Source organism: Streptococcus sp. BS35b (assembly GCF_000286475.1).
GTDB lineage: Bacteria > Bacillota > Bacilli > Lactobacillales > Streptococcaceae > Streptococcus > Streptococcus oralis_W.
On sequence record NZ_ALKH01000004.1, the window covers coordinates 224,170 to 247,313 of the forward strand.

Consider the following 23,144-nt stretch of genomic DNA (forward strand, 5'->3'; position numbering starts at 1 on the left):
GGAAAAAGGAAAATTCGCAAAAATTTCTCAAGACACCCCAAATTTAAAAGCTCGCTTTAAAGATATAAAAAGGACTTAGCACCCAAGGGGAATACTAAATCCTTTCTCATATCCTGTAAAATTATTTCACATGGTTTGCAAGGTCTTCTTGAGCCTTCTTATTAGACTCTTCTTTTTCTTTCAACCAGTTTTCTTGAGCTTTTTGGTACTCTTCTGTTGTTACCGCCTTGTCTTGTACATCTAGGTATTTATACAAGAGGGCTTCGCTCATACCCTTGTTACCAGAGTATGCAAACGGAAGTGTAAATGGTACCATCTTAGACAACATTGGACGACCAGTTTGAGAAGTTGTTGGGATGAGCAAGGCACTGTCTGTCAACCAAGCTTGGGCAGCAGCATATTTTTCATAACGTTTTGAAACGTCAGTAGTTTCTTCCCCAGCTTCCACAACCATTTTTTCGTAGTCTTCCAAACCAACTTGCTTGGCAGCAGCGTTGTTTGTTCCAGAGTCAAATCCTAGGTAAGTCTTTGTATTTTCCCCTACAGATGGTTTGATAATATCAAGGTAGGTAGAAGGGTCTGCAAAGTCTGGAGACCAACCAACGTTATCTGAGATATCCCAGTCTTCTCCAGCCGCAGTTTCAGCAAAGTAAGTGATGTTCAAGACATCGTCTTTTTGAAGTTGTTGGATATCGACAACCACATTATCAGATCCTAAGTTTTCTTCAACTGACTGTTTAAAAGATTGGACACGTTGAACTTTTGTTGTATTGGTTTGGTCTACAGGCATATCCAAGTGGATTGGGAATTTCACACCTTCCGCTTGAAGAGCTGTCTTAGCTTTAGCAAACTCTGCTTTCGCCTTATCTGGGTTGTAGAGTCCATCTTGAGCATCATCCAAGTTCACGTTGCTCCACTCGTCACCATAAGTCACCAATTTTTCTTTGACCATTTCGCCAAAGTTCTTTCCATCTGCCTGTACAAATGTAGGAGGAACAAACAAGTTACGAAGCAGTTTAGTTGCCCCGCTTGCACCATTTACTTGAGAAGCATAGGCCGTTCTATCGAAACCAAAAGCAAGAGCTTGACGGAAGTCCTTGTTTAGAAGAGCTTTCTTGGTTGATGTTTTTTCTTCATCGGTTGTCTTAGAAGTGTACTTATAAGACTGGCGATCGATATTCGTACCTACTAAATAAGTAGTAGAGTCTTGTTGTGTATAAACAATATTGTCTTTAAATGCTTTTTCAGTCTCTGCGTAGCTAGCGCTTGTTGGGAAGAGACGAGCCATTGTAAAGCTGCCGTCTTTGAAAGCTTCAGTTGGTTTGTTGGTATCTTGTCCATCCCAGAATGATAATTTAACCTTATCGATATGGACATTGTCCTTATCCCAGTAGTTAGGATTTTTCGCAAATTCAACAGAAGATTTAGCAACAATTGATTTGAGTAAGAATGGACCATTGTAGAGAATACTGCTTGAATCAGTTCCCTTAGCGAAGTCATCCCCTTTAGAGTTCAAGAACTCTTCATTTACTGGAGCCAAAACTCCCATCGTTGTCTTAGAATTCCAGAAGCTTTCTGGCTTGTTCAATGTATACTGAACTGTATAATCATCAAGGGCCTTGATTCCTACTTGAGAGAAGTCTGTAATTTCTCCTTTCACATAGGCGTCCAATCCTTTGATTGATTCTTGAACTAAATAAAGACCATCAGATTTTTTATCAGCAGCATATTTAAGTCCTGTTACAAAGTCTTGCGCTTTAACTTCTGCATATTCCTCACCTTCAGATGTATACCATTTTGCATCCTTTCGGAGTGTATACGTGTAAGTCAATCCATCCTTAGATACAGACCAATCCTCAGCCATAGATGGCACAAAGTTACCATAGCGGTCATTTTCGAGCAAGCCATCGATAACGTTGCTCGTAATATTTGCTGTAGCTGCCTTACCAGTTGTCAAATAGTTTAGGTTATCAGGATCCGTTTCATAAATGTATGAGAATGTCTTCTCACCTTTAGCACTTGAACCTGATCCAGAGCACGCAGCCAGAGTACCAGCTGCCAATAATGTCACACCCGCAAGGGCAAGTAATTTTGAACTTTTCATCATTTTCTCCTTTAAAATTTACATCCCATTATAGACTCTTTTCAGAAAGTTGTCAACAGAATTTTCAGAATTTTTGAATTAATTTGATATATTCTGAAAAAATAGTCTTGAAATGAATTACACGGATGATAGATTTCATAATATGGTTCTTTCATTCTCCACTTAAATCTCTCTTGATATAAGAAAAGAGGGAATCCAGTAATTCCCTCATCTATCTATTTAAGAAATTTTTAGATTCATTCATTTAAAGCTTGCAATGCGGAAAGAAGATATGAACCCTCACGAATTTTTTGACCTACAGACTTAGCATTTTTGACCAAATCTTGATACTTTTCTTGAGACAAATGTTCCAATACTTCTTCTAAGTCAAGTAAACTCTCAACACTAATTCCACACTCCTTTTCTAAGACAAAATTAGCCAAAGCAGATTGGCCCCAAACAATAATAGGAAAACCAGAAGCCAAATAAAGGGATGCCTTGTGGGAATTATTGAATCTTAAATACTCACCAAACACTCCACTACAAGTTTTAGAACTATCACCGTCCCAGACTAAACCAAAGCTTCCTTCTAATGCTGAAGGAAGTTCATCTGGAAGAAAGGAACCAAAATAGGTTTCATTGGATAGCTTTCTAGCCTCATCAAAACCAACACCATAGAGGTTATACACCAGTCTTGAAGGCAACTCATATAAGTAACCTGCTTTTTCTTGAGCCAAATTTCCAGCTACAATAATAGCCCCTTCTTTCGATAACTCTTCTTTGTCCTGATAATTCGGGATAAGATAGTCAAAAATGCCTAAACTAACTATTTTTTTCTCAGAAATTCCCTTGTCAACAAGAACTGATTTCATAACTGGATTATGAGCAATAAGACCATCAGCTTGTTTCAAAAGACTAGACTCTTGCAGATGAACACGAATTTTATGCTTCCAAGGCACTGTATCCAAATTAGCGTAGCGCAAAACTTCTAAATCATGGATAATAAAGTGAACCTTCACTCCTTTACGTTGCATTCTCTTTACTAAATGAGTCGTAAAGAAACTATGATGAAGCATAGGAAATTGAATAAGTAGCTGATCCCCTTCCTTTAACTTAGAAATAGCTTTGGATAGGGCTTTGGCCTTGTGTCGTTGAGCCCTAATAGTCCCCATTTGATACCAATCATCTACCATCAATAACAAAGGACTATAGCCCTCACGAACTACTATTTTTTCGACATCGTTTCGAGCCTTATTCCCCGCATTTCGTGCACCAGAATCCTTCAAAAATTCTTCTTTTAGATAATATTTCATCTATCAATTTTATCCTTCATTATCTTATTTAAACTCTTCCTCTACAACATTTAGAGCGCGCTCAATGACCACATGCATGTCATAGTATTTATAATCAGCCAAACGTCCACAGAAAATCACCTTATCATTCTGTGCTGCTTCTTCTTGATATTTAGCAAACATGTCATTGTTTCTCTCATCATTGATTGGATAATAAGGCTCATCACCTCGCTTCCAGTCAGCAGGATATTCACGCGTAATAACTGTCTTTGGTTGCGTTCCGTATTCGAAGTGCTTGTGTTCAATGATGCGAGTATAAGGAATTTCACGTTCTGTATAGTTAACAACGGCATTCCCTTGATAGTTTTCCTCATCTAGAACTTCATGCTCAAAACGAAGACTACGGTATTCTAACTCACCATGCTTATAATCGAAGTATTGGTCAATCATCCCTGTAAAGACAACTTTTTCAGCAGAAGCCTCTAATTCCTGACGATTGGCAAAAAAGTCAACGCCAAGTTCCACTTCTACATCCTTCAGCATATTTTCGATGATAACGTTGTACCCCCCAATTGGAATTCCTTGGTAACGGTCATTAAAATAATTATTATCAAAGGTTAGACGAACTGGTAGACGTTTAATAATAAAGGGTGGAAGGTCAGTCGCAGAACGTCCCCATTGCTTTTCAGTATATCCCTTAATTAACTTCTCATAGATATCTGGACCGATCAACTTGATAGCCTGTTCTTCCAAATTCTTCGGCTCAACATCCTTCATATGAGCTGTTTGTTCAGCAATCTTATTTTTCACTTCCTGTGGAGTTTTTGTCCCCCACATAGCATAGAAAGTATTCATATTGAAAGGAAGATTATAAAGACTTCCCTTATAGTTTGCAACAGGTGAGTTGATGTAGTTGTTAAATTCAGCAAATTGATTAACATAATCCCAAACTTGTTTATTAGAAGTATGGAAGATATGTGCTCCATATTTATGAACATTAACACCTTCTACATTCTCACAGTAGATATTTCCACCAATGTGATCACGTTTATCAATAACTTTTACTTTTTTTCCACGCTTGGTTGCTTCATAAGCAAAAATTGCTCCAGACAAACCAGCACCAACAATTAGATAATCATACATATTAAATCTCCATTATTAAACAATACAGTTCCTTTTTAAATCACTAATTCCTCTCACTAAATTTTGATTTTAGAACGCAAAAATTGATAAATCAAAAATATTGTACCATTTAAAATAATCTCCCCACTATATCGGAAGAGTTCTTAAGCAGTAATTTGTGAAAAATTATCATTTAATTTAATCCTATCAAAAGTATTTGTTGAAAACAACATAAACATAAAAATATTGTATGAAGGAACAAACCAAAATGCTTCAATCATACAGTTTAAAGCAATTATAGAAAGAATTGCCACATATAAATATTGACCTTTTCTATACTGCTCTCTCGCTGAAATGATATAAATTATAATTAGTAACACTACGGGAACAATACCATATGTAAACAGCATCTGGACGTAAGAGGAATCTACATAGTTATATCCAATTATCGCTTCCGTCTTTCCACCTGAACCAATAAACAAAACTTCTCTAGTACCAAATAAATTTAAAGTGAAGGAACTAAATGCATTTCTTCCTAACGCTAACCTACCCGTAATTAATTTATTAATTGAAACCAGAAAAGGTGAACTCCAAGAAAACGTATAGGATAAATACATCATTAATGATGAAAAAATCAGTACTGAATATGGGAGTATTGCATAGATGCGAAGTTTCTTTTCTCCAACAACATAAAAATATATAAAAATAATCGTTGCTAATAAAATAGACAATGCATTTAAGCGCGCGTCACAATATTTAATAACAAATGCAGCTAGTAAAAGTCCCACTATTGATCTCATCCAAATCAATCTATCTTTTAATAAATAAGAATAAGCTATAAATAAATAGAAACAATGGGAAGCAAAATCTGTAGGATAAATAAATCCAAATGAATTTCGAATCACTCCCCCTCGATTATATTGTAAATTTGGGATCATTCCTAAAAGTGATAATATAAATACAACTATCAATACTATACTAGATACAAAAACATAATTTTTCAAAATTACTTTCATATCAACATTAACTAAAAAAACTAGTAATGTCGAATAGACAAAAAAATTAAACCTACCAGTTTGTAAGTATACTACAATTCCTGTTAAGAGAAGTAAGATAGATAATACCAGATATTTGTAAGAAATCCTCATTTTATACAAAAATCGAAGTCCTAAAAGCAATACAACTACAAACAGATAATTTGCTTTGACTTGAAAAAAAGTCCTATCCAACATTGTTGTAGATATAGCATTAAAAAATACCACTACTGCTACAACAATGTTAACAAGTAGGTTTTCAATAGTTATTTTTTTCATTTTTTGATAAAGAATAATATAGAATGAACTAAAATGATTATTTTAAATCATAGGAACTTTAGCTCATCTATAATCTCCCTTCCTCACTTTCCTAAACTTTTAACACTTTACAATATTATCTAAAACAAACTCTCATCTATAAAAACATTTAATTAATTTATAGTGATATTCTTACCATTCTACTTATTGAATAATTGCTCTTTTAACTCCTTTAGACTAACTACTCTAAATAATAAAATTTGCAGAACATAAAGTATTCCCCCTACAACCGCACATATAACAATATTAACCAGCGGTACAAAATTCATACCTGTCTTTAACAATGAAAGTGCCAAATACATAAGAATAGACGCTGAAAGTATTTTAAACATTGAAGCAAAAATTGGTACTTCTCTCAGATATCCTCTTGTAAAATACAATTGAAGGAGCCATACTAAGGCTTCCGTTAGTACCGATACAACTGATGCACCAATATAGCCAAATTTAGGTAGTAAAATTAGATTTAATCCCACACTAATAATCGCTGGAACCGTAGTTGAAATCATAAATTCTTTATTTTTATTATGAGGTATCAAAATTTGAATTCCCATAATATTCGTCCACCCAATAAAGAACATTCTAAAAATCATAATTGCTATTGCATACCTAGCATCTTGGAAATCATTGCCCAAGAAAAATTTTACAAAATCATTATTAATAATTAGCATGCCTGCAATAATTGGAAAAATTACCAAATTGTAGATTAAAAAAGATATCTGATGCATTCGATTCACGGCTTCATTATTTCCCTTTGATAAAAGGTTTGAAACACGTGGAAGCATGACACTTCCAAGAGAAGTTACCAAAGTAAGTAATATATTTACCAATTTTAAAGCTTGATCATAAATACCAACATCAGTAGTTGATGCTAAAGCACCGAGCATTGTTCTATCTAAAGTAACATACAAAGAAATTGCTATTTGAGGCAGAAACAATAAAATTACCGGTTTAAGATGTTGCTTTGCATAACATAAATCCAAGTGAGGCTTGTCAATAAATTCGCGAGCTGGAAACCACATACTTAACTGGCCAAATAATTCAAATACCGTCAATAAGGAAACATATAGATATAAATCACCTGGAGATTTGACAAATAAAAATATTGAAACAACTCCCACCAGTTTAACAGTGATATTTCTAACTGTTATCTTACGAAAGTCCTCCAAACCCTGAAAAAGCCAAGAAATATCCATTCCCTTAGATAATAAACTTAAACCTAAAATATACGCTACTGGATTCTGCATAAATGAAAAGGCAAAGCATAAAATTATATAAAATAAAATTGATAAGCAAGTTGCAGCAAACTGTAAGGTATAGATACCCCAGAAGTTTTTTCGAATATCCTTCCGATGACTTGAAATTTCTTTTGTCCCATAATTAGCAACTCCTAGAGTTGCTAAGAGAATAAAGTAGGTAACAATTGAATTGAAATATCCATAAGTTCCTAAATCGTTGGAGTTAAAAACCCTAGTAACATACGGTGTTGTGACAATTGGAAGAATAATTACCAATAATTGATAAGAGAGATTGTAAGCATAGTTTTTCAAAACTTTCATGACTATCTAACCTATTTTCCCTCTGACTTTTTTATACAATTTTACAGATACTAGAAACAATATATATTTCAATTTATTTTTCCTTGTGACATTTGGATTCGGAATAACATCTTTGAAATATTGAATATATTCTTTTCTGATTTTATTGACTTCAGCATACATACCTGAACTAAGCATAGCATGTACAATATGCAGACCATTAAAAACATAGCGAACATTCAAGGCCGTTCTCATATCCCTATCACCTGAATAGTCTCGTTCAACATAACTTCTATTCCATTCCATTGCCTTGTAAAAATCTAAAAGACGATCACTATACTTAGAATTTACAATACTACCTGGTCTGCGATAGTATTTATAAAGGTTTAGGTCACTAACAGCAATATTTTTACAGGAAGCAATATGCTCATAAGCAAGAGCTAAATCTTCATACAACATTCCACTCGGATATGGAAACCGTAATAAGATTTCTTTCTTATATAGTTTACCACCTGAATGTGTCCCAACATAATTTCCATAAAACATTTCTTTTAAAGCTGTTCGACGATTTAATTTTTCAGAATATTTATCTCTGAAGTCTCCTAGGAAATTACTATTTGTATAGTTTCTAACTTCAATCACGGGAGTAGCTACAAGATCAACTTCATACTTGTCTCTGAGTTCTACCAAATATTCAATAGCTCTATGGTCATAATAATCGTCTGAATCAATGAAAACTATCCAATCTGTTGAAGATTCTTTGACCCCAGTATTGCGAGCATTAGACAATCCCCCATTTTCAATGTGCAGAACTTTTATTCTGTCATCTTCTCGAGCATATTGGTCACAAATTTCTCCAGAACTATCCGTTGAACCATCATCTACCAGAATAATTTCGATATTTTTATATGTTTGTTGTCTTAGACTTTCTACACAATAACTCAAACAGTTCTCGACATTGTACACTGGTACAACAATAGAAACCTGATCCATTATGATAATCCTTCCAAAATGATATCAACAATACGCTCACAAGCTTTTCCATCTCCATATGGATTACTTGCTTTACTCATCTTGCTGTACTCTGTTTCATCTTCTAGAAGAAGTTTGAAATTAGTATAAATATTATCTTCTTCTGTTCCTACTAATTTCAAGGTTCCTGCAGCAATTCCCTCTGGGCGTTCTGTTGTATCACGCATTACCAATACTGGTTTACCTAAAGAAGGTGCTTCTTCTTGTACACCACCCGAATCGGTTAAAATCATGTAGCTTTGATTCATAAAATTATGAAAATCAATGACTTCTAAAGGTTCAATGATTTTCATACGTTCATTGTTGCCAAACACTTTACTTGCTAGTTCACGAACCTTAGGATTCTTATGAATAGGATATACGACTTTAACATCTTCAAACTCATTTAGGATACGGTTAACTGCATTAAACATATTTTCCATAGGTTGGCCAAGATTTTCACGTCGATGAGCTGTTAGCATGATTAGTTTACTGTCCTTAGCCCACTCTAAAATAGGATGATCATAATGTTCTTGAACTGTCGTCTTCAAGGCATCGATGACAGTATTTCCCGTAACATAGATATTCTCTCTTCCTTCTTTTAGAAGATTCTCTTTAGCCACTTCTGTCGGAGCAAAATTGAAATCCGCAATAATTGAAGTAGTCTGACGATTGAATTCTTCAGGAAATGGACTTTGTAGATTATAAGTTCTCAATCCTGCCTCTACATGCCCAACTTTAATCCCCATGTAAAATGCTGCTAAAGCTGTCGCAAAAGTGGTTGTAGTATCTCCGTGAACAAGAACAATATCTGGTTTTTCCTGCTCTAAAACTGCCTGAATTTTATCTAAAATACTTGTCGTGATTGTAAATAGTGTTTGATTGGCCCTCATAATTCCTAAATCGTAATCAGGAACAACTTTAAAGACATCTAAAACTTGCTCTAACATTTCTTTATGTTGACCAGTCACACATACAAGTGTTTTAATTGAATCATTTTTCTTCAACTCATTAACTAAAGGACACATTTTTATTGCTTCTGGACGCGTTCCAAAAACTAACATTACTTTTTTCATTTTGAATCTCCCATTAGTTCTTGATAAAATTTACGGTAATTCTCTAAAAACAAAGGATAGCTAAACTTCTCTTCATAATCTTTTTTAGCTTGAAGAGCTAACCTTGTTCTAAGAATTGAGTCAGTTGCCAAACTCTCAATAGCAGCAGCTAAGGCCTTAGCATCTTTCGCTGGAACCAGGACCCCATTTTCTTTTGTAACAACTTCATTTAATCCTGGAATATCTGTAGCAACCATTGTTTTTCCGGCCATAAATGCCTCAATTGCCACTAAGCCAAAACCCTCAAATACTGAAGGTAAGACGCAAAAATCAAAACTATTAATGCACTCGACTATATCCTGTCTATAGCCTAAAAAAGTTATTTTATCTTCTAGATTGAGTTCTTTCGCCTTATTTTCGAGTTCAGCTCTAAGCTCTCCATCTCCAACGATAAATAAATGAAGTTTGTCATCTACAATCAATGAGATAGCATCAATGAGATAGGTCAAACCTTTTTGTTCAGATAATCTTGCAATACAGCCTAACTTGATTCCATCAAACTCCATAATCTCATCAACTTGTCTATTTGACTGTTTCAAGATTACTCCGTTATAGATAACCTTACTGTCTGTAACTCCCACATCATCTTTCAAATTTTTATTTACTGCTTGACCAACTGCAATACTATAAGCATTTTTCAGTGAAAATCTATATAAAGACAACTTATCTTGAAAGACATTATGAGCAGTGTAAACGTGGACTAGCTTCGGATTAATCAGTTTTAATAACCGAATATAAAAAGCTGCCATTCGATGATGCGTATGAACTAGAGTAATCTCATTTGTCTTGATAATTTGATAAATACTAAGAATCAACTTTAACACTGTGAGAGGATTTTTGCTGTCTATATCCTGAATTTTATGATGGATAATTCCTCGAGTCTCTAATTCTCGTTCCCATAGACCTCCTGTAGAAGCAACATGTACACTATCAAACTCATCTTTCAAATCAGAACTCAACTGGTACACAATTCTCTCAGCACCACCAATATCCATTGTTCGTGAAATATGTAAAATATTATTTTTTCGTTTTTCGTTTCTCATCTAAAACTCGCTTAATAAAGGTAACATTCCCTACAAAGTATCGTTTAAAGAGACGCTTTGGTTCGTTAGCAACTCGGAACAACCATTCCAAGTTTGATTTCTGCATCCAAAGTGGAGCACGCTGAATGTGACCAGACAATACATCAAAGCTACCACCTACCCCCATAAAAATAGAATTCACTCCATTATCCATAAATTTTTGGATGATATATTCTTTTTTAGGTGAGGTAATTCCAACAAATACAAAGTCAGGATTCTTTTCACGAATATCTCCCTGAATATCTTGCTCATCTTCCTCAGAAAAATAACCATTACGATGTCCCACAACTCGTAGATTTGGATACTCTTCTTTGAAATTTTGTAACATATCTTGCAAAACTTCTTCTTTAGCGCCAAAGAAATACACTGAATAAGATTTCTCATTGGCTAATTTAAGTAATCTTTGCATCAAGTCAATTCCAGCAACTCGTTCTGGAACCTGGTAGCCCAAAAAGCGAGAAGCAAGAACTACCGATGCACCATCTGCATTGATGATTTCAGAATCGTTAACTATCTTTTTAATGACTTCATCTGACTGGCATTGGTTAATCTTATCAGCGTTTACGCCCATTAAATGAAGAGGACGTTGTTCAATGACAAAATTCTCAACTGCCTGTACTGTTTCATCCATTGTTAAGGGGTCAATCCTGACCCCCATTAAATCAAAACTATTCAAATTAATTTCCCCATGTAGACTCAAAATGGCCCTTACGTTCTGCTTCTTTTGGTAACTTCATGTAATCACCATATATTTTTGTTAAATATTCATCTGGGTTTGCATGGCAACTTATTTCTAAGTTCTCAAACTCTAGTAATTGTGGTTCACCAAATACTTCTTTTCTAGCAAGTTCACGTTCTCTGTAGGAACCTAATACATTACCAACGATTGAACTAGTTTCAAAATCATACTGTTTAATTAGATTTTGTAATTTGTTGTTAATGGTGGATGTTTTCAAAAGTTTATTTAATTGCAAAACTTTTGATATACTCACAATTGCATTTTCAAAACTTCCCCGATCTCTGTCATGAAGACGATCGATTACAGAAATTTTAGAAAGTGCACGATAGAATTTAATTTTGTTTGTATGAATAAAATAGCGAAAACTATCATCTGGATATCCATCCAAAGGAAAAATATCTATGAATGGACTACATAGTTCATCTCCAAATGGAATTTGTAAGGATGTATCCATAATAGAGGTATTACCTAAATTATCATCATGAAGTCTCAAAACAACATGTTCTGGAAGTTCCTTGTTACAAATAGACAAAAATTTTTCATAATCTTTTCGAGGCATCCCTAAATCCATATCATCATCCCAAGGAATAAATCCTTTATGACGAATTGCTCCTAGTAATGTTCCTCCCAAAGCATAATATCTTAAATCATGCTTACTACAAATAGCAATAAAACTTTTCAATAAAGATAATTCTCCTAGTTGAATTTCCCTCACTTTATTCATAATTTTACTTCGCCCCTTCTCTCATAAATACCACTTTGACGGTCTTTAACAATATTTCAATATCTTTCCAGATGGTCCAATCATCAATATAAGCCACGTCCAGCTTGACAACATCATCAAAGTCCGTGATTTTACTACGACCACTCACCTGCCATAGACCAGTAATTCCTGGCTTAAAACTAAGACGACGTTTTTGTTCAGGAGTATATTTTTCATACTCATCAACTGTTGGGGGACGTGTCCCAACCAAACTCATATCTCCCATTAAAACATTCCAAAACTGAGGGAGTTCATCTAGACTGGTCTTACGGATAAATCTCCCTATCTTTGTTATACGAGGATCATCATCAACTTTAAACATACCACCTTGCATGGTATTTTGTGCAAGGAGCTCTTGTTTCTTTTTCTCAGCATCCACGCACATAGATCTAAATTTATAAAAAGTGAAATGTCGACCATTTTTTCCGATACGAGTTTGAGAAAAAATAGCGGGTCCGCCATCTTTTCGAATCACCGGAACCAAAACAATACTCACCAAGCCACAAATAAGTAGTCCGATAATTGAACCCATGATATCAATGAAGCGTTTAGCAATGACGTGGCTTGTCTTATAAAATTTTGTAGAAAATGTAATGACATTCAAGCCTGCCATTCCGCGAATCTTTTTATCGCTACCTAGATAGTTATTGAAAGCATTCAGGTTGACTGTCACGTCAATTCCCATTGTTTCAAAAAGAGAGATAAACTCCCCAATGTCATACTCTTCACTTGGTAAATTGATAAACACTTCATCAACAACTTCATGGGTAGCAAAGTCTAAGATGTTCTCTGCAGGTACAACGGTTACGGATGCATGCTGAAAATTAGGCTGATCCAAAACACTGACCGCCACCAATTCCCAAAAAATATCTCCCGACTCTATCAGTCTATCCACAACTTTCTCAACTCTGGAAGTAGCTGTTATCAAGAATATCTTTTTACTCCCCTTGAAATTTGGAAAGATACGTCTCCTATAGCGTTTAATGCACAGATTCAACAAATACAACAAAATAGAATGTATTGTCAAAAAATAAATCATGCCTCGTCTAGAGATACTAAAACGATCTTCTAAAAAGAAGTTTGAAATACTGATGGCTAAAGCAAAGAAAACGATATATTTTGTAGTGCTGATAAACTCAGCCAAATAGCCCCTTTTAAAAAAATCACGCTCATAATCACTAATGCTAAAAACAACAAAATGCAGAATGGACAAGATGATAACAGAGGTGTTCACAATCTCTGTTTCTCTAACAAAACTAAGTAAATAAGCTAATATAATGACAAGAAAACTCTGGATTGCCGCCAAAGTAATCTTCAATCCTTTTTCTTCCATAATATCTTCCCTAAGCTATCTCTTATTTTTTCCCGTAAGAGCCATAAGCTCCATATGATCCATATTTTTCAACTGAGGTATTCAATTTATTTAATACAATCCCTAAGAATGGTTTACTTGTTTGTTCCAATTGTTCTTTGGCTTTTTGGATATCACGTCGATTTGTTTCACCAGCTGCAGTCACCAAAATCGAAGCATCACATTTCTGAGTGATGATAGCCGCATCGATCACAACCCCGATAGGAGCGGTGTCCACAATGATATAATCGAAGTACTTGCGCAAAGTGTCAAGCATAGTCTTAAAATTCTCACTTTGCAACAAAGCTGTTGGATTTGGAGAAACAGAACCAGCTTGAATGACAAACAAGTTTTCAACATTCGTATCACATAACCCTTGTGATAAATCTGTTGTCCCAGATAAGAATTCTGTTAGACCTGTAATCTTTTCACGTGATTTAAAAACACCTGACATGACAGAATTACGAATATCGGCATCAATTAAAAGCGTCTTATATCCAGCACGCGCAAAGGCCCAAGCAATATTGGTAGAAGTAGTTGACTTTCCTTCCCCTGGTTTTACTGATGTAATTGAAATAACTTTTAAGTTATTTCCACTCAATTGTATATTGGTACGAAGCGCATTGTAATACTCCTCTGCTTTTCTTGCCAAATCTAATTTTTTTTGTGCAATTTCTAACGTTGGCATTTTTCTCTCCTATTTTAATTTATCCAAATTTGGAACAACTCCCAATAATGCAATTTGCATAACATCTTCAACGTCTTCTGGTCGTTTAACACGTGTATCTAGGAGTTCAATAAGGAGAACCGCGACAATCATCACAACCGCTCCAGCGAGAAATCCAATCATGGTATTACGACGAATGTTTGGTGAAGATGGTGAGGTTGCTGGGCGAGCCTCTTCAAGTGTCGTCACATCCGAAACCCGTGTAACACTTATAATCTTTTGAGCTGCAACCTCTCTCAATGAGTTGGCGATGCGACTTGCTTCTTCAGGCGCACGATCTGTAACAGAGATCGATACGATACGTGTATCAGCCGGTACGGTCACCTTGATTTTACTAGCCAAACCTTTTGAAGGAAGATCCAGTTTCAAATCCGTTGCGACCTTCTCCAAAACGTCTTGTGATAGAATAATTTCGCGATAGTCTTTAACCAAGTAAGATCCTGCTTGCAAATCTTGGTTTGTCAATCCAGGCTTATCTCCCTGATTACGATTAACTACATAGATACGTGTCGTACTAGTATATTCAGGTTTTACGATAAAGCTACTGTAGGCAAAGGCTACTACCCCAGTTACGATTGCTACCAGTGCAATTAGAACTTTCCGTTTCCAAAGGATTTTAAGTAATTGAAATACATCAATTTCCATCATATTTTGTTCTTTCATTGTTTCTCCTAAATCAATTGATCCATTATTATTTTTCGTGGGTTATCTTTGAAGAGTTCCTTCGCCTTATCTTCACCATACTTTTTAGCAATGATATCATAGGCTTCTTCCATATGAGGTGGTCTGCGATCCAAGTTATGCATATCACTAGCGATGACGTGAACTAGATCACGTTCCAAGAAATACTGAGCTCTCTTTTTCATGAATTTGTAGGTTTCTCCAAAGAGTTTTGGTTTCAAAACATGAGAACTATTGACCTGGGTATAGCACCCCATATCAATCAGTTCCTGAACTCGCTTTTCATTATTTTCTAGAGCATCATAGCGCTCAATATGGGCAATAACTGGTGTGATCCCCAACATGAGAATATCGCTCAGTCCTTTATGTATATCTCGATAGGGTGTATTCATGCTAAACTCAATCAAAGCATAGTGACTATCATTGAGGGTTGGAATCAATTTCTTTTCCAATTTTTCGACAACATCTGGCGTATAGTATATTTCTGCGCCATAGGCGATGACAAGATCATCTGCCACCTCCTTGGCCATTTCGCGAACTTTCAAAAAGTTAGTTGCTATCTTCTCTTCTGGTGTCTCAAACATCCCTTTCCGACGATGAGACGTGGAAACAATGGTCCTAACCCCTTGACTATAGGCTTCTCTTAAAAGGTTTTTACTCTCCTCTATCGACTTTGGACCATCATCCACATCAAAAACGATGTGTGAATGGATGTCTATCATGCTACTTACCCTCCATCACATCTTTGATAGCTGCCTTGGCTGCAGCCAAGCTACTTTCATCAATTTCCATCATATAGAGGTTGCTATCTGGCATAGCGTAGGATGGAAGATCCGTTCTACCAGTTCCTTTTAAGTCTTGGGAATTGACCTTATACTGACCGCCACTATCCAACTGTGTATTAACCAAGTCCATCATGGTTTCCAAAGGCATATTGGTTTGAAGAGAATCTTGCAATCCTTGAATAATGTTGTCATAATTCTTTAAAGCATCCGTTGATGTTAACTTCTGAATGATGGCAACAATGACTTTTTGCTGGTTCCGACCGCGGTCGCGGTCTCCATCCGCTAGAGAGTAGCGTTCGCGGACAAAACCAAGGGCTTTTTCAGAGTCTAGATGGACATTCCCGACAGGAAAATGGTACTGCCCATGCAAAGAAGTGAAATCTTGGTCATTATAAACATCCACACCACCTAGAAGGTCAATCAATTTCAAGAAAGAGGTGAAATTCAAACGAACATAGTAGTTAATATCAACTCCATATAGGTTTTCCAAGGTATGAATCGATGAGTCCACCCCATAAATCCCCGCGTGAGTCAATTTATCCTTTTGATTATTTCCTCCGTCCGCGATCGGAACATAAGAATCTCGAGGTGTTGTGGTGAGAAGGATTTTCTTAGTATCTCGATTTACAGTCATCAAGATGTTGACGTCTGAACGTGAAACTGAACTGATGGGTCCGTAAGTATCAATACCACTGATATAAATATTAAAGGATTGATTTTTAGATACCTTTGGTGCCGCAACATCCTTGGTTAGTTTTTTCGTATAGATTTTCTTAATCTTCGAAGCATAATCTGGATACTCTGCTTCAATGATGTTTTCAAAGACACTGTTCAAGACAATCGCTTTCGCATCACCTGAAATCAAGCTCTTATAGGCTGCTAAGTAAGATACACTTTGTTCAACCGCCAAGTCTTTGCTCTGAGTCGTCTTAATATCCGCTATCAATTTTTGGATATTGTCATTATCCGTTTCAGTCGGACCTGTCACACTCTCCAACTGGGTAACGTTGTTAATTTCACTATCTTTTAAAACCACAACACTCATCGAATACTCTGAGTAGTTTGATGTCGCATTGATGTGATTGGTCAAGCCCACAAATTGGTGCAGAGCAAATAGCGAAACCGAACTAGTCAGCACCGCAAGTACCAAAAAGAAAATCGTGAACTTTTCGGCTTTCTTATATACTATCAAAAGTAGAGCTGCGATAGCAGATAGTAAAACTAGAACTGTAGCTAAGATATTGAGATGCCTAAAGGCTAGAATATTATGTCTAAAAATTAAGAACAACAAAGAGCCACTCAATAATAAATAAATGGCTAATAAAGCTATATTAATACTTCGTTTCACATTTCCTGAACGATTTCTCTTTGAACGTCTACTCATGGTAATCCCCTATACACGTTAATAATTATAATTATTATATCACAATCATGAAAGAAATTCCATCCATTCCTGCTATTATCAGCGTTTTCATTCATTTTTTCTTATCTATATTTTGAATTTATGACTTCCATTAACGGAATCCTTGATCAAACAAAAACAAGGCCCCTTATCATGGGGCCCCATTTCTGTTTTTATTTGATATGATTTTCAAACTCTTTTTGGCTCTTTTCAATAGCCTTTTTACTTTCTGCTTCCCACTTAGCCTTGGCTTCGTCAAATTGTTTCTTGGTAACAGGGTCTTTTTGCAGTCTCATGTACTTATAATTATTTCCGTCACCCTTGATGCCCACTAGGGAGTAGGCACGTGTAAACGGAGTTACTTTAGTTACAGAGGCTGTACCACCATTTGACATAGCAGACATGATTAGAGAATTGTCAATCATCCAAGCTTGAGCTTCGGCGTATTTTTCATAACGCTTAGCGACATCTTTGTTCTCGGCATCTGCTTCTTTCAGGAGTTGTGTATAGGTATCTAACCCTAGACTCTTAATGAGTTCTTGGTCTTCCTTGGCATCAAGACCAAAAATCTTGAGATAGAAGCCGGTCTCAGCATTGAAGGGGTCTAGATAAGTTGATGGATCCTGGTAATCACCAACCCAACCATCAAAGTTTAGGTCGTAGTCACGAGCTGCTGGATTTGGTGCTAGGAAGGCAACATTTCCAAAGTCATCTGTAGAAAGCTGTTGAACATCAATGACGATATTGTCAGAACCTAGTACTGTTTCAAGGGTTTGTTTAACTGAGTTCATACCAGAAACCGCATTTTTATTCGTCTGATCAACAGGAACATCCAAATGGATTGGGAAAGTCACGCCTTGGGCTTCCAATTCCTTTTTAGCTTCTGCAAATTTTGCTTGGGCCTTTTCCTTGTTAAAGTAAGCATCTTGAGCGTCTGCCAAATTGATACCTGACCACTCAGTTCCATAGTTTACAAGTTTAGAAGCTGTCACTTCTCCAAAGGTCTTATCTCCCACCTGGACAAATGTTGGTGGAACTAGAGTATTACGAAGGGTCTTGCTTGCTGCTTCTTCACCGTTAGATTGAGCAGAGTAGGCTGTTCGATCAATACCAAAGTTGATAGCCTGACGGAAGTTTTTATTTAAAATAGCTATTTGAGTTGATTTCTTTTGTTCGTCCGTTGTTTTAGCAGTATGATTATAGGTCTTACGGTTGACGTTAAAGTTAAAGTACCAAGATGTCTTGTCTTGTAAGCTATAAACGATATTGTCTTGGTATTTTTCTTTTGTCTTGGCATAGTTCGAACTATTTGGATAGACTCCCGCAATTGAGTAGGCACCATTTTCAAAGTTTCGAATGGTCATCTCCTGATCTGACCCATCAAAGTAGGCTAACTTAACTTTTTCAATGGTTACTTTATCATGGTCATAGTAGTGTGGATTCTTCACATATTCGATCGAAGATTTTGATGTGAAATCTTTTAACAAATACGGACCATTATAAAGGATACTGTCTGGTGTCAAGGTACCAAAATCCTTATCCTTTGATTTCAAGAACTCTTCATTGACTGGGAAAAGGATACTATTAGTCGTCTTTGAATTCCAGTACGGTTCTGGTCGAGTCAAAGTGTACTCGACTGTGTAGTCATCCAAGGCTTTGACACCAACAGTTGAAAAGTCATTAGTCACACCCGTCACATAGTCATCTAATCCCTTGATTGAATTTTGGATCAGATCCATGGCTTGCCCCTTGTTGTCCGCGGCATATTTGATCCCAGTGACAAAATCCTGAGCCTTGACTGATGCATATTCCTCACCATCAGCTGTATACCATTTGGCATCTTTTCTGAGCTTGTAGGTATAGGTCAAACCATCTGATGAAACTGACCAATCCTCCGCAAGAGCAGGTACGAGGTTCCCATAGCTGTCATTCTCTAACAAACCATCTACGAGATTGGTAATAACGGCAGTGTTATCTGCATAATAATCTAGAAGATAGTTGAAAGTTGTTGGATTCGCACTAAATGTTGATGAATAAGTGCTAGTATTTGTGTTGAACTGTCCACATGCCGAAAGCAAAATACCTGTCGCTAAGACAAGACCTGTCCCGATTAGTCTTTTTTTCATTTTGATCATCTACTCCTCAGTCACTCATCTATGTTACGTTTTATAACATAACCATATTTTATCAAATTTATTCAAAAATGTAAAGTTACTGCTTTTATGACGACTAGTGTCTCAAAACAAAAAAAGAAAGCACAGTTTCCTGCAACTTCCTTTTCTGTTTATAGATTACTTGACGTGTTTTTCAAGTTCTTTTTGGTATTTGGCATTTGTTTCGATTTTTTCTTGTTGCCATTTCTTGAAGGCTTCTTCGTATTCTTTTGCAGTCACAACATCATTTTGCAACTCCAATCCTTTGAACACAAATGGGTCTCCCTTGATTCCGACTTGAGAGTAGGCTTTTGTGAACGGTACAGTACGGCTAACCGTTGGAGAACCACCTGAAGAAGCAACTGGGATTAAGAGTGAGCTATCAGACACCCAAGCTTGAGCTTTGGCGTATTTTTCATAACGCTTATTAAGGTCGCTAGTTTCAGCTGCAGCATCATCCAAGAGTTTCTTGTATTCGTCCAGTCCAACCTGAGCCATCACTTCTGGATCTTTTCCGCGAGTAATTCCCAAGTGTTTGAGGGCAGAACCCTTCTTGGCATCAAGAATATTGAGGTAGGTAGCTGGGTCTTGATAGTCTGGTCCCCAACCAGTTCCGTTCAAGTCATAGTCTTTTTGGGATGGAACCTTGGCTTGAGACGTAATGCTCATTTTCTCATTATCGGTCATTTGAAGGACATCGACAATGACATTTTCAGTACCAAGTGATGATTCGATAGACTGCTTGAGTGAGTTAGTTTGCTGAACCGCTATTACATCTGTTTGTTCAACTGGAACATCCAAACGAATTGGGAAGGTGACACCTTTGGCCTGCAATTCTGCTTTAGCTTTCGCAAAAGCTGCCTTGGCTTTTTCAGGACTGTAAATCGTATCCTTGCCATCTGTAAGGGCTACATCTTTCCACTGGTCTCCATATGAAACAAGCTCTGCCTGCGCCAACTCTCCAAAAGTTTTTTCTCCTACTTGAACGTAGTCATGAGGTACTAGGCTATTACGGATAATCTTGTCCGCACCTTCTTCACCATTCAACTGAGCAGTGTAAGAGTGACGGTCAAGGGCAAAGTTCAGTGCCTGACGGAAGTTCTTGTTGAGAAGAGCTTCTTTTGTTGATGTTTTTTGAGCTTCGTCTGTTTTGGCTGTTTTATTGTAAGATTGGCGGTTTACGTTGACAGTGAGGTAGTAGCTAGTCGCTTCTTGTGGACTGTAAACAATCTTATCGCCGTACTCTTGTTTAGTTGACTCAAAGTTTGAGCTTGTTGGGAAGAGACGAGCTGTTGTATAAGCACCTTGTGTAAAGCTACGAATCAAGGATTCTTGGTCGGAACCATCATAGAAGGTTAGTTTGATGTTGTCAATCTTAACATTGTCCTTGTCCCAGTAGTTTGGATTCTTTTCATATTCGATGACTGATTTTGAAGTCAATGATTTCAAAAGGTAAGGACCGTTATAAAGGATGCTTGATGGTGTTGGCGCACCGTAATCGCTCCCTTTAGAATTCAAGAATTCTTCATTAACTGGAAGCATGGTAGCAGTTGTGACTTTAGAGTTCCAGAAGCTTTCTGGTTTGTTAAGCGTGTATTCAACCGTGTAATCATCAACTGCCTTGACTCCTACAGTAGAAAAGTCATTGCTTTCTCCACTGATGTAGGCAGCCAAACCTTTGATAGAGTCTTGAAGGAGGGATAAGCCGTCTGATTTACCGTCAGCTGCATGTTTCAGACCTGTAACAAAGTCTTGAGCCTTGACTTCAGCGTATTCTTCTCCCTCAGAAGTATACCATTTCACACCCTTACGAAGTTTGTAGGTATAGGTCAAGCCATCTTTAGAAACGGACCAGTCTTCTGCAAGCGACGGAATCAAGTTCCCGTATTTATCATTTTCCAAGAGGCCATCGACAACGTTCGCTATAACATCAGAAGTTGAACTCTTGCTCGTCACACTGTAGTCCAAAGATGATGGATCCATAGCATAGACATAAGAGAATGTCTTGGGTGCATCAGCCTTCTTTTCACTTTGCCCACAAGCAGTTAAAAGAAGGGCTGTGCTCAGGACGGCACCTGCTCCTAAGAGCCACTTTTTCGATCTCATAAGTAATCTCCTTTAAGATAGTATTTTCACCATTATACCCTATTTTTTCATAAAAGCAAGGGCTTTTGACAGATTTTTTAGAAAATTCTAACAAATATTTTTAAAGACTTTTCTACATAATTTTTACTAAAAAGGCCCCAAGCTACAAAAGCTTGAGGTTCCCTTATTTTAATCCGTTAGTTCCACACAGAAAGCATCCCATGGTGCCAAGATTTGTTTTTCAACTGTTTCTTTAGCAGTAGTGTTTTCAATCAAGATTGACTTGACTCTTCCTTCTACTGAAAAGGTTTGTTTTTCATTGGACAAGTTAGCCACAACTAGGAAGCGGCGGTCACCGTCCTTACGGATATAGGCAAAGACCTTGTCAGCTGTATCAAGCAATTCAAAATCAGCTCGAATCAGCCAACTGTTTTCCTTACGGATTTGAACGAGTTTTTGATAGGTATAGAAAATAGATTTTGGATTCGCCAGCGCTTCTTGAACGTTGATTTCTTGATAGTTTGGATTAACTGCTAACCAAGGTTGACCTGTTGAGAAGCCAGCATTTTTGCTTTCATCCCACTGCATCGGGGTACGGGCATTATCACGTCCGATGACACGGATACTGTCCATGATTTCCTCTATAGGAACGCCTTTTTCAAGAGCTTCACGCGCATAATTGAGAGATTCAATATCTTCGACTTGGTCCAGTGTTTCAAACGGATAGTTGGTCATCCCAATTTCCTCACCCTGGTAGATATAAGGTGTCCCTCTCATAAGATGAAGCAGGATTGCAAAGGCTTTGGCGGATTTTTCGCGATATTCTTGGTCATTTCCCCAGATAGAAACGATGCGAGGAAGGTCATGATTGTTCCAGAAGAGAGAATTCCAGCCGTCTTCAACTCCCAACTCTGTCTGCCATTTGTTAAAAATCTCTTTTAATTTCCCTACATTTAACTCTTTTTGGTAGTGCCACTTAGGTTGCCCTTCCTGATATTGAAGACAGATATGTTCAAACTGGAAGACCATAGACAATTCTTGTCCCTTTGGATCCGAGTAGAGTTTAGCAATCTCTGGCGTTGCTCCCCAGGTCTCTCCTACTGTCAAGAGATCCTTATCTCCAAAGGTTGCCTGATTCATTTCCTTGAGATAGGGATGGAGCATAGGACCGTTATTGACTACTTTCTCATCAGGAATTTTCCCAATCATGTCAATGACATCCATACGGAAACCGCCAATGCCTTTATCAATCCAGAAGTTCATCATCTCATAAATTTTCTGGCGTAGTTTTTCATTCTCCCAGTTGAGATCAGGCTGTTTCTTGCTGAAAAAGTGAAGATAGTATTGACCTGATTTTTCATCGTATTCCCAAGCAGACCCACTAAAGATAGACTCCAAATCGTTTGGCTCATCCCGCCAGATATAGTAGTCACGCTCAGGGATATCAGGATTTTCACAGGCTTCGACAAACCAAGCATGCTCATCCGAGGTATGATTGACCACCAAATCCATGATGATACGAATATCACGCTTCTTAGCTTCCGCGATCAGTTCATCCATATCCTCCATGGTTCCGAAAATAGCTGCAATCGCTTGATAATCAGCAATATCATAGCCATTATCATCCATAGGACTGTCATAAACGGGAGAAAGCCAAATAGCTGTAATCCCTAACTTGGCTAGATAGTCTAACTTACTCGTAATTCCTGGCAAATCACCAATTCCATCTCCGTTGCTATCCATAAAACTCTTTGGATAGACTTGATAAACTACGGCATTGTGCCACCATTTTTCTTGCATCTGTTTACCTCATTATTTTAATATTCTACAGTCTATGATAGCGCTTTTTAAAAGTTAGTGCAAGCG

At 36.9% G+C, this 23,144-nt stretch carries 18 protein-coding genes; all 18 read right to left on the reverse strand.

Annotated elements, in window-relative coordinates; genetic code table 11:
• Positions 1 to 121: 121 nt before the first annotated feature.
• The 18 genes from HMPREF1149_RS06720 to HMPREF1149_RS06805 all read right to left on the reverse strand — a co-directional run bounded on the left by HMPREF1149_RS06720 (position 122) and on the right by HMPREF1149_RS06805 (position 23,078).
• A complete protein-coding gene (locus HMPREF1149_RS06720; RefSeq protein WP_000842596.1) occupies positions 122 to 2,104 on the reverse strand; it encodes a peptide ABC transporter substrate-binding protein in 1,983 nt (660 codons plus the stop codon).
• Between the two features lie 236 nt (positions 2,105 to 2,340).
• Positions 2,341 to 3,396 (reverse strand): hypothetical protein, encoded by a 1,056-nt coding sequence (locus tag HMPREF1149_RS06725; RefSeq protein WP_000878659.1) that lies wholly within the window; start codon positions 3,394 to 3,396, stop codon positions 2,341 to 2,343.
• Between the two features lie 24 nt (positions 3,397 to 3,420).
• A complete protein-coding gene (gene glf, locus HMPREF1149_RS06730) occupies positions 3,421 to 4,518 on the reverse strand; it encodes a UDP-galactopyranose mutase (RefSeq protein WP_000272522.1) in 1,098 nt (365 codons plus the stop codon).
• A gap of 143 nt (positions 4,519 to 4,661) precedes the next feature.
• Complete coding sequence (locus HMPREF1149_RS06735) at positions 4,662 to 5,810, reverse strand: hypothetical protein (RefSeq protein ID WP_000724385.1); 1,149 nt, start codon at positions 5,808 to 5,810, stop codon at positions 4,662 to 4,664.
• 179 nt (positions 5,811 to 5,989) lie between these two features.
• The gene (locus HMPREF1149_RS06740) at positions 5,990 to 7,405 is read right to left on the reverse strand and encodes a flippase (protein WP_000866219.1); all 1,416 of its coding nucleotides are present in this window, start codon (positions 7,403 to 7,405) and stop codon (positions 5,990 to 5,992) included.
• A 6-nt stretch (positions 7,406 to 7,411) separates the two neighbouring features.
• Positions 7,412 to 8,377 (reverse strand): glycosyltransferase family 2 protein, encoded by a 966-nt coding sequence (locus HMPREF1149_RS06745; protein WP_000373087.1) that lies wholly within the window; start codon positions 8,375 to 8,377, stop codon positions 7,412 to 7,414.
• Positions 8,377 to 9,471, reverse strand: coding sequence for a non-hydrolyzing UDP-N-acetylglucosamine 2-epimerase (gene wecB, locus HMPREF1149_RS06750; RefSeq protein WP_000757460.1), 1,095 nt, complete (start codon positions 9,469 to 9,471; stop codon positions 8,377 to 8,379). The genes HMPREF1149_RS06745 and wecB overlap by 1 nt, the downstream gene beginning before the upstream one ends.
• Positions 9,468 to 10,553 (reverse strand): glycosyltransferase family 4 protein, encoded by a 1,086-nt coding sequence (locus tag HMPREF1149_RS06755; protein WP_001243383.1) that lies wholly within the window; start codon positions 10,551 to 10,553, stop codon positions 9,468 to 9,470. The genes wecB and HMPREF1149_RS06755 overlap by 4 nt, the downstream gene beginning before the upstream one ends.
• Entirely contained in the window at positions 10,528 to 11,250 is a 723-nt protein-coding gene (locus tag HMPREF1149_RS06760; RefSeq protein ID WP_029710893.1) for a WecB/TagA/CpsF family glycosyltransferase, read from the reverse strand. Before HMPREF1149_RS06760 ends, HMPREF1149_RS06755 begins: the two co-directional genes overlap by 26 nt.
• A gap of 19 nt (positions 11,251 to 11,269) precedes the next feature.
• Positions 11,270 to 12,055 (reverse strand): LicD family protein, encoded by a 786-nt coding sequence (locus HMPREF1149_RS06765; protein WP_001045391.1) that lies wholly within the window; start codon positions 12,053 to 12,055, stop codon positions 11,270 to 11,272.
• Between the two features lie 4 nt (positions 12,056 to 12,059).
• Complete coding sequence (locus HMPREF1149_RS06770; protein ID WP_000391462.1) at positions 12,060 to 13,427, reverse strand: sugar transferase; 1,368 nt, start codon at positions 13,425 to 13,427, stop codon at positions 12,060 to 12,062.
• Between the two features lie 22 nt (positions 13,428 to 13,449).
• Positions 13,450 to 14,133: a tyrosine-protein kinase gene (locus HMPREF1149_RS06775; protein WP_001142501.1), complete on the reverse strand. Its 684-nt coding sequence runs from the start codon at positions 14,131 to 14,133 to the stop codon at positions 13,450 to 13,452.
• Between the two features lie 9 nt (positions 14,134 to 14,142).
• Complete coding sequence (gene cpsC, locus HMPREF1149_RS06780) at positions 14,143 to 14,835, reverse strand: capsular polysaccharide biosynthesis protein CpsC (protein ID WP_000664132.1); 693 nt, start codon at positions 14,833 to 14,835, stop codon at positions 14,143 to 14,145.
• Positions 14,836 to 14,843: 8 nt separating this feature from the next.
• Positions 14,844 to 15,575 (reverse strand): capsular polysaccharide biosynthesis protein Cps4B, encoded by a 732-nt coding sequence (gene cps4B / locus HMPREF1149_RS06785; RefSeq protein ID WP_000565336.1) that lies wholly within the window; start codon positions 15,573 to 15,575, stop codon positions 14,844 to 14,846.
• 1 nt (position 15,576) lies between these two features.
• On the reverse strand, positions 15,577 to 17,022 hold the full coding sequence (gene cpsA / locus HMPREF1149_RS06790; protein ID WP_000091229.1) for an LCP family glycopolymer transferase CpsA: 1,446 nt from the start codon (positions 17,020 to 17,022) through the stop codon (positions 15,577 to 15,579).
• A gap of 191 nt (positions 17,023 to 17,213) precedes the next feature.
• Positions 17,214 to 19,175: a peptide ABC transporter substrate-binding protein gene (locus tag HMPREF1149_RS06795; protein WP_000594267.1), complete on the reverse strand. Its 1,962-nt coding sequence runs from the start codon at positions 19,173 to 19,175 to the stop codon at positions 17,214 to 17,216.
• A 156-nt stretch (positions 19,176 to 19,331) separates the two neighbouring features.
• Positions 19,332 to 21,299, reverse strand: coding sequence for a peptide ABC transporter substrate-binding protein (locus HMPREF1149_RS06800; RefSeq protein ID WP_001256759.1), 1,968 nt, complete (start codon positions 21,297 to 21,299; stop codon positions 19,332 to 19,334).
• A 168-nt stretch (positions 21,300 to 21,467) separates the two neighbouring features.
• The gene (locus tag HMPREF1149_RS06805) at positions 21,468 to 23,078 is read right to left on the reverse strand and encodes a glycoside hydrolase family 13 protein (protein ID WP_001156776.1); all 1,611 of its coding nucleotides are present in this window, start codon (positions 23,076 to 23,078) and stop codon (positions 21,468 to 21,470) included.
• Positions 23,079 to 23,144: the final 66 nt, after the last annotated feature.

Coding starts and splice junctions, on each gene's coding strand:
- HMPREF1149_RS06720 (WP_000842596.1), bottom strand. CDS start 2,104: ATGAAAAGTTCAAAATTACTTGCCCTTGCGGGTGTGACATTATTGGCA.
- HMPREF1149_RS06725 (WP_000878659.1), bottom strand. CDS start 3,396: ATGAAATATTATCTAAAAGAAGAATTTTTGAAGGATTCTGGTGCACGA.
- glf (WP_000272522.1), bottom strand. CDS start 4,518: ATGTATGATTATCTAATTGTTGGTGCTGGTTTGTCTGGAGCAATTTTT.
- HMPREF1149_RS06735 (WP_000724385.1), bottom strand. CDS start 5,810: ATGAAAAAAATAACTATTGAAAACCTACTTGTTAACATTGTTGTAGCA.
- HMPREF1149_RS06740 (WP_000866219.1), bottom strand. CDS start 7,405: ATGAAAGTTTTGAAAAACTATGCTTACAATCTCTCTTATCAATTATTG.
- HMPREF1149_RS06745 (WP_000373087.1), bottom strand. CDS start 8,377: ATGGATCAGGTTTCTATTGTTGTACCAGTGTACAATGTCGAGAACTGT.
- wecB (WP_000757460.1), bottom strand. CDS start 9,471: ATGAAAAAAGTAATGTTAGTTTTTGGAACGCGTCCAGAAGCAATAAAA.
- HMPREF1149_RS06755 (WP_001243383.1), bottom strand. CDS start 10,553: ATGAGAAACGAAAAACGAAAAAATAATATTTTACATATTTCACGAACA.
- HMPREF1149_RS06760 (WP_029710893.1), bottom strand. CDS start 11,250: ATGGGGGTCAGGATTGACCCCTTAACAATGGATGAAACAGTACAGGCA.
- HMPREF1149_RS06765 (WP_001045391.1), bottom strand. CDS start 12,055: ATGAATAAAGTGAGGGAAATTCAACTAGGAGAATTATCTTTATTGAAA.
- HMPREF1149_RS06770 (WP_000391462.1), bottom strand. CDS start 13,427: ATGGAAGAAAAAGGATTGAAGATTACTTTGGCGGCAATCCAGAGTTTT.
- HMPREF1149_RS06775 (WP_001142501.1), bottom strand. CDS start 14,133: ATGCCAACGTTAGAAATTGCACAAAAAAAATTAGATTTGGCAAGAAAA.
- cpsC (WP_000664132.1), bottom strand. CDS start 14,835: ATGAAAGAACAAAATATGATGGAAATTGATGTATTTCAATTACTTAAA.
- cps4B (WP_000565336.1), bottom strand. CDS start 15,575: ATGATAGACATCCATTCACACATCGTTTTTGATGTGGATGATGGTCCA.
- cpsA (WP_000091229.1), bottom strand. CDS start 17,022: ATGAGTAGACGTTCAAAGAGAAATCGTTCAGGAAATGTGAAACGAAGT.
- HMPREF1149_RS06795 (WP_000594267.1), bottom strand. CDS start 19,175: ATGATCAAAATGAAAAAAAGACTAATCGGGACAGGTCTTGTCTTAGCG.
- HMPREF1149_RS06800 (WP_001256759.1), bottom strand. CDS start 21,299: ATGAGATCGAAAAAGTGGCTCTTAGGAGCAGGTGCCGTCCTGAGCACA.
- HMPREF1149_RS06805 (WP_001156776.1), bottom strand. CDS start 23,078: ATGCAAGAAAAATGGTGGCACAATGCCGTAGTTTATCAAGTCTATCCA.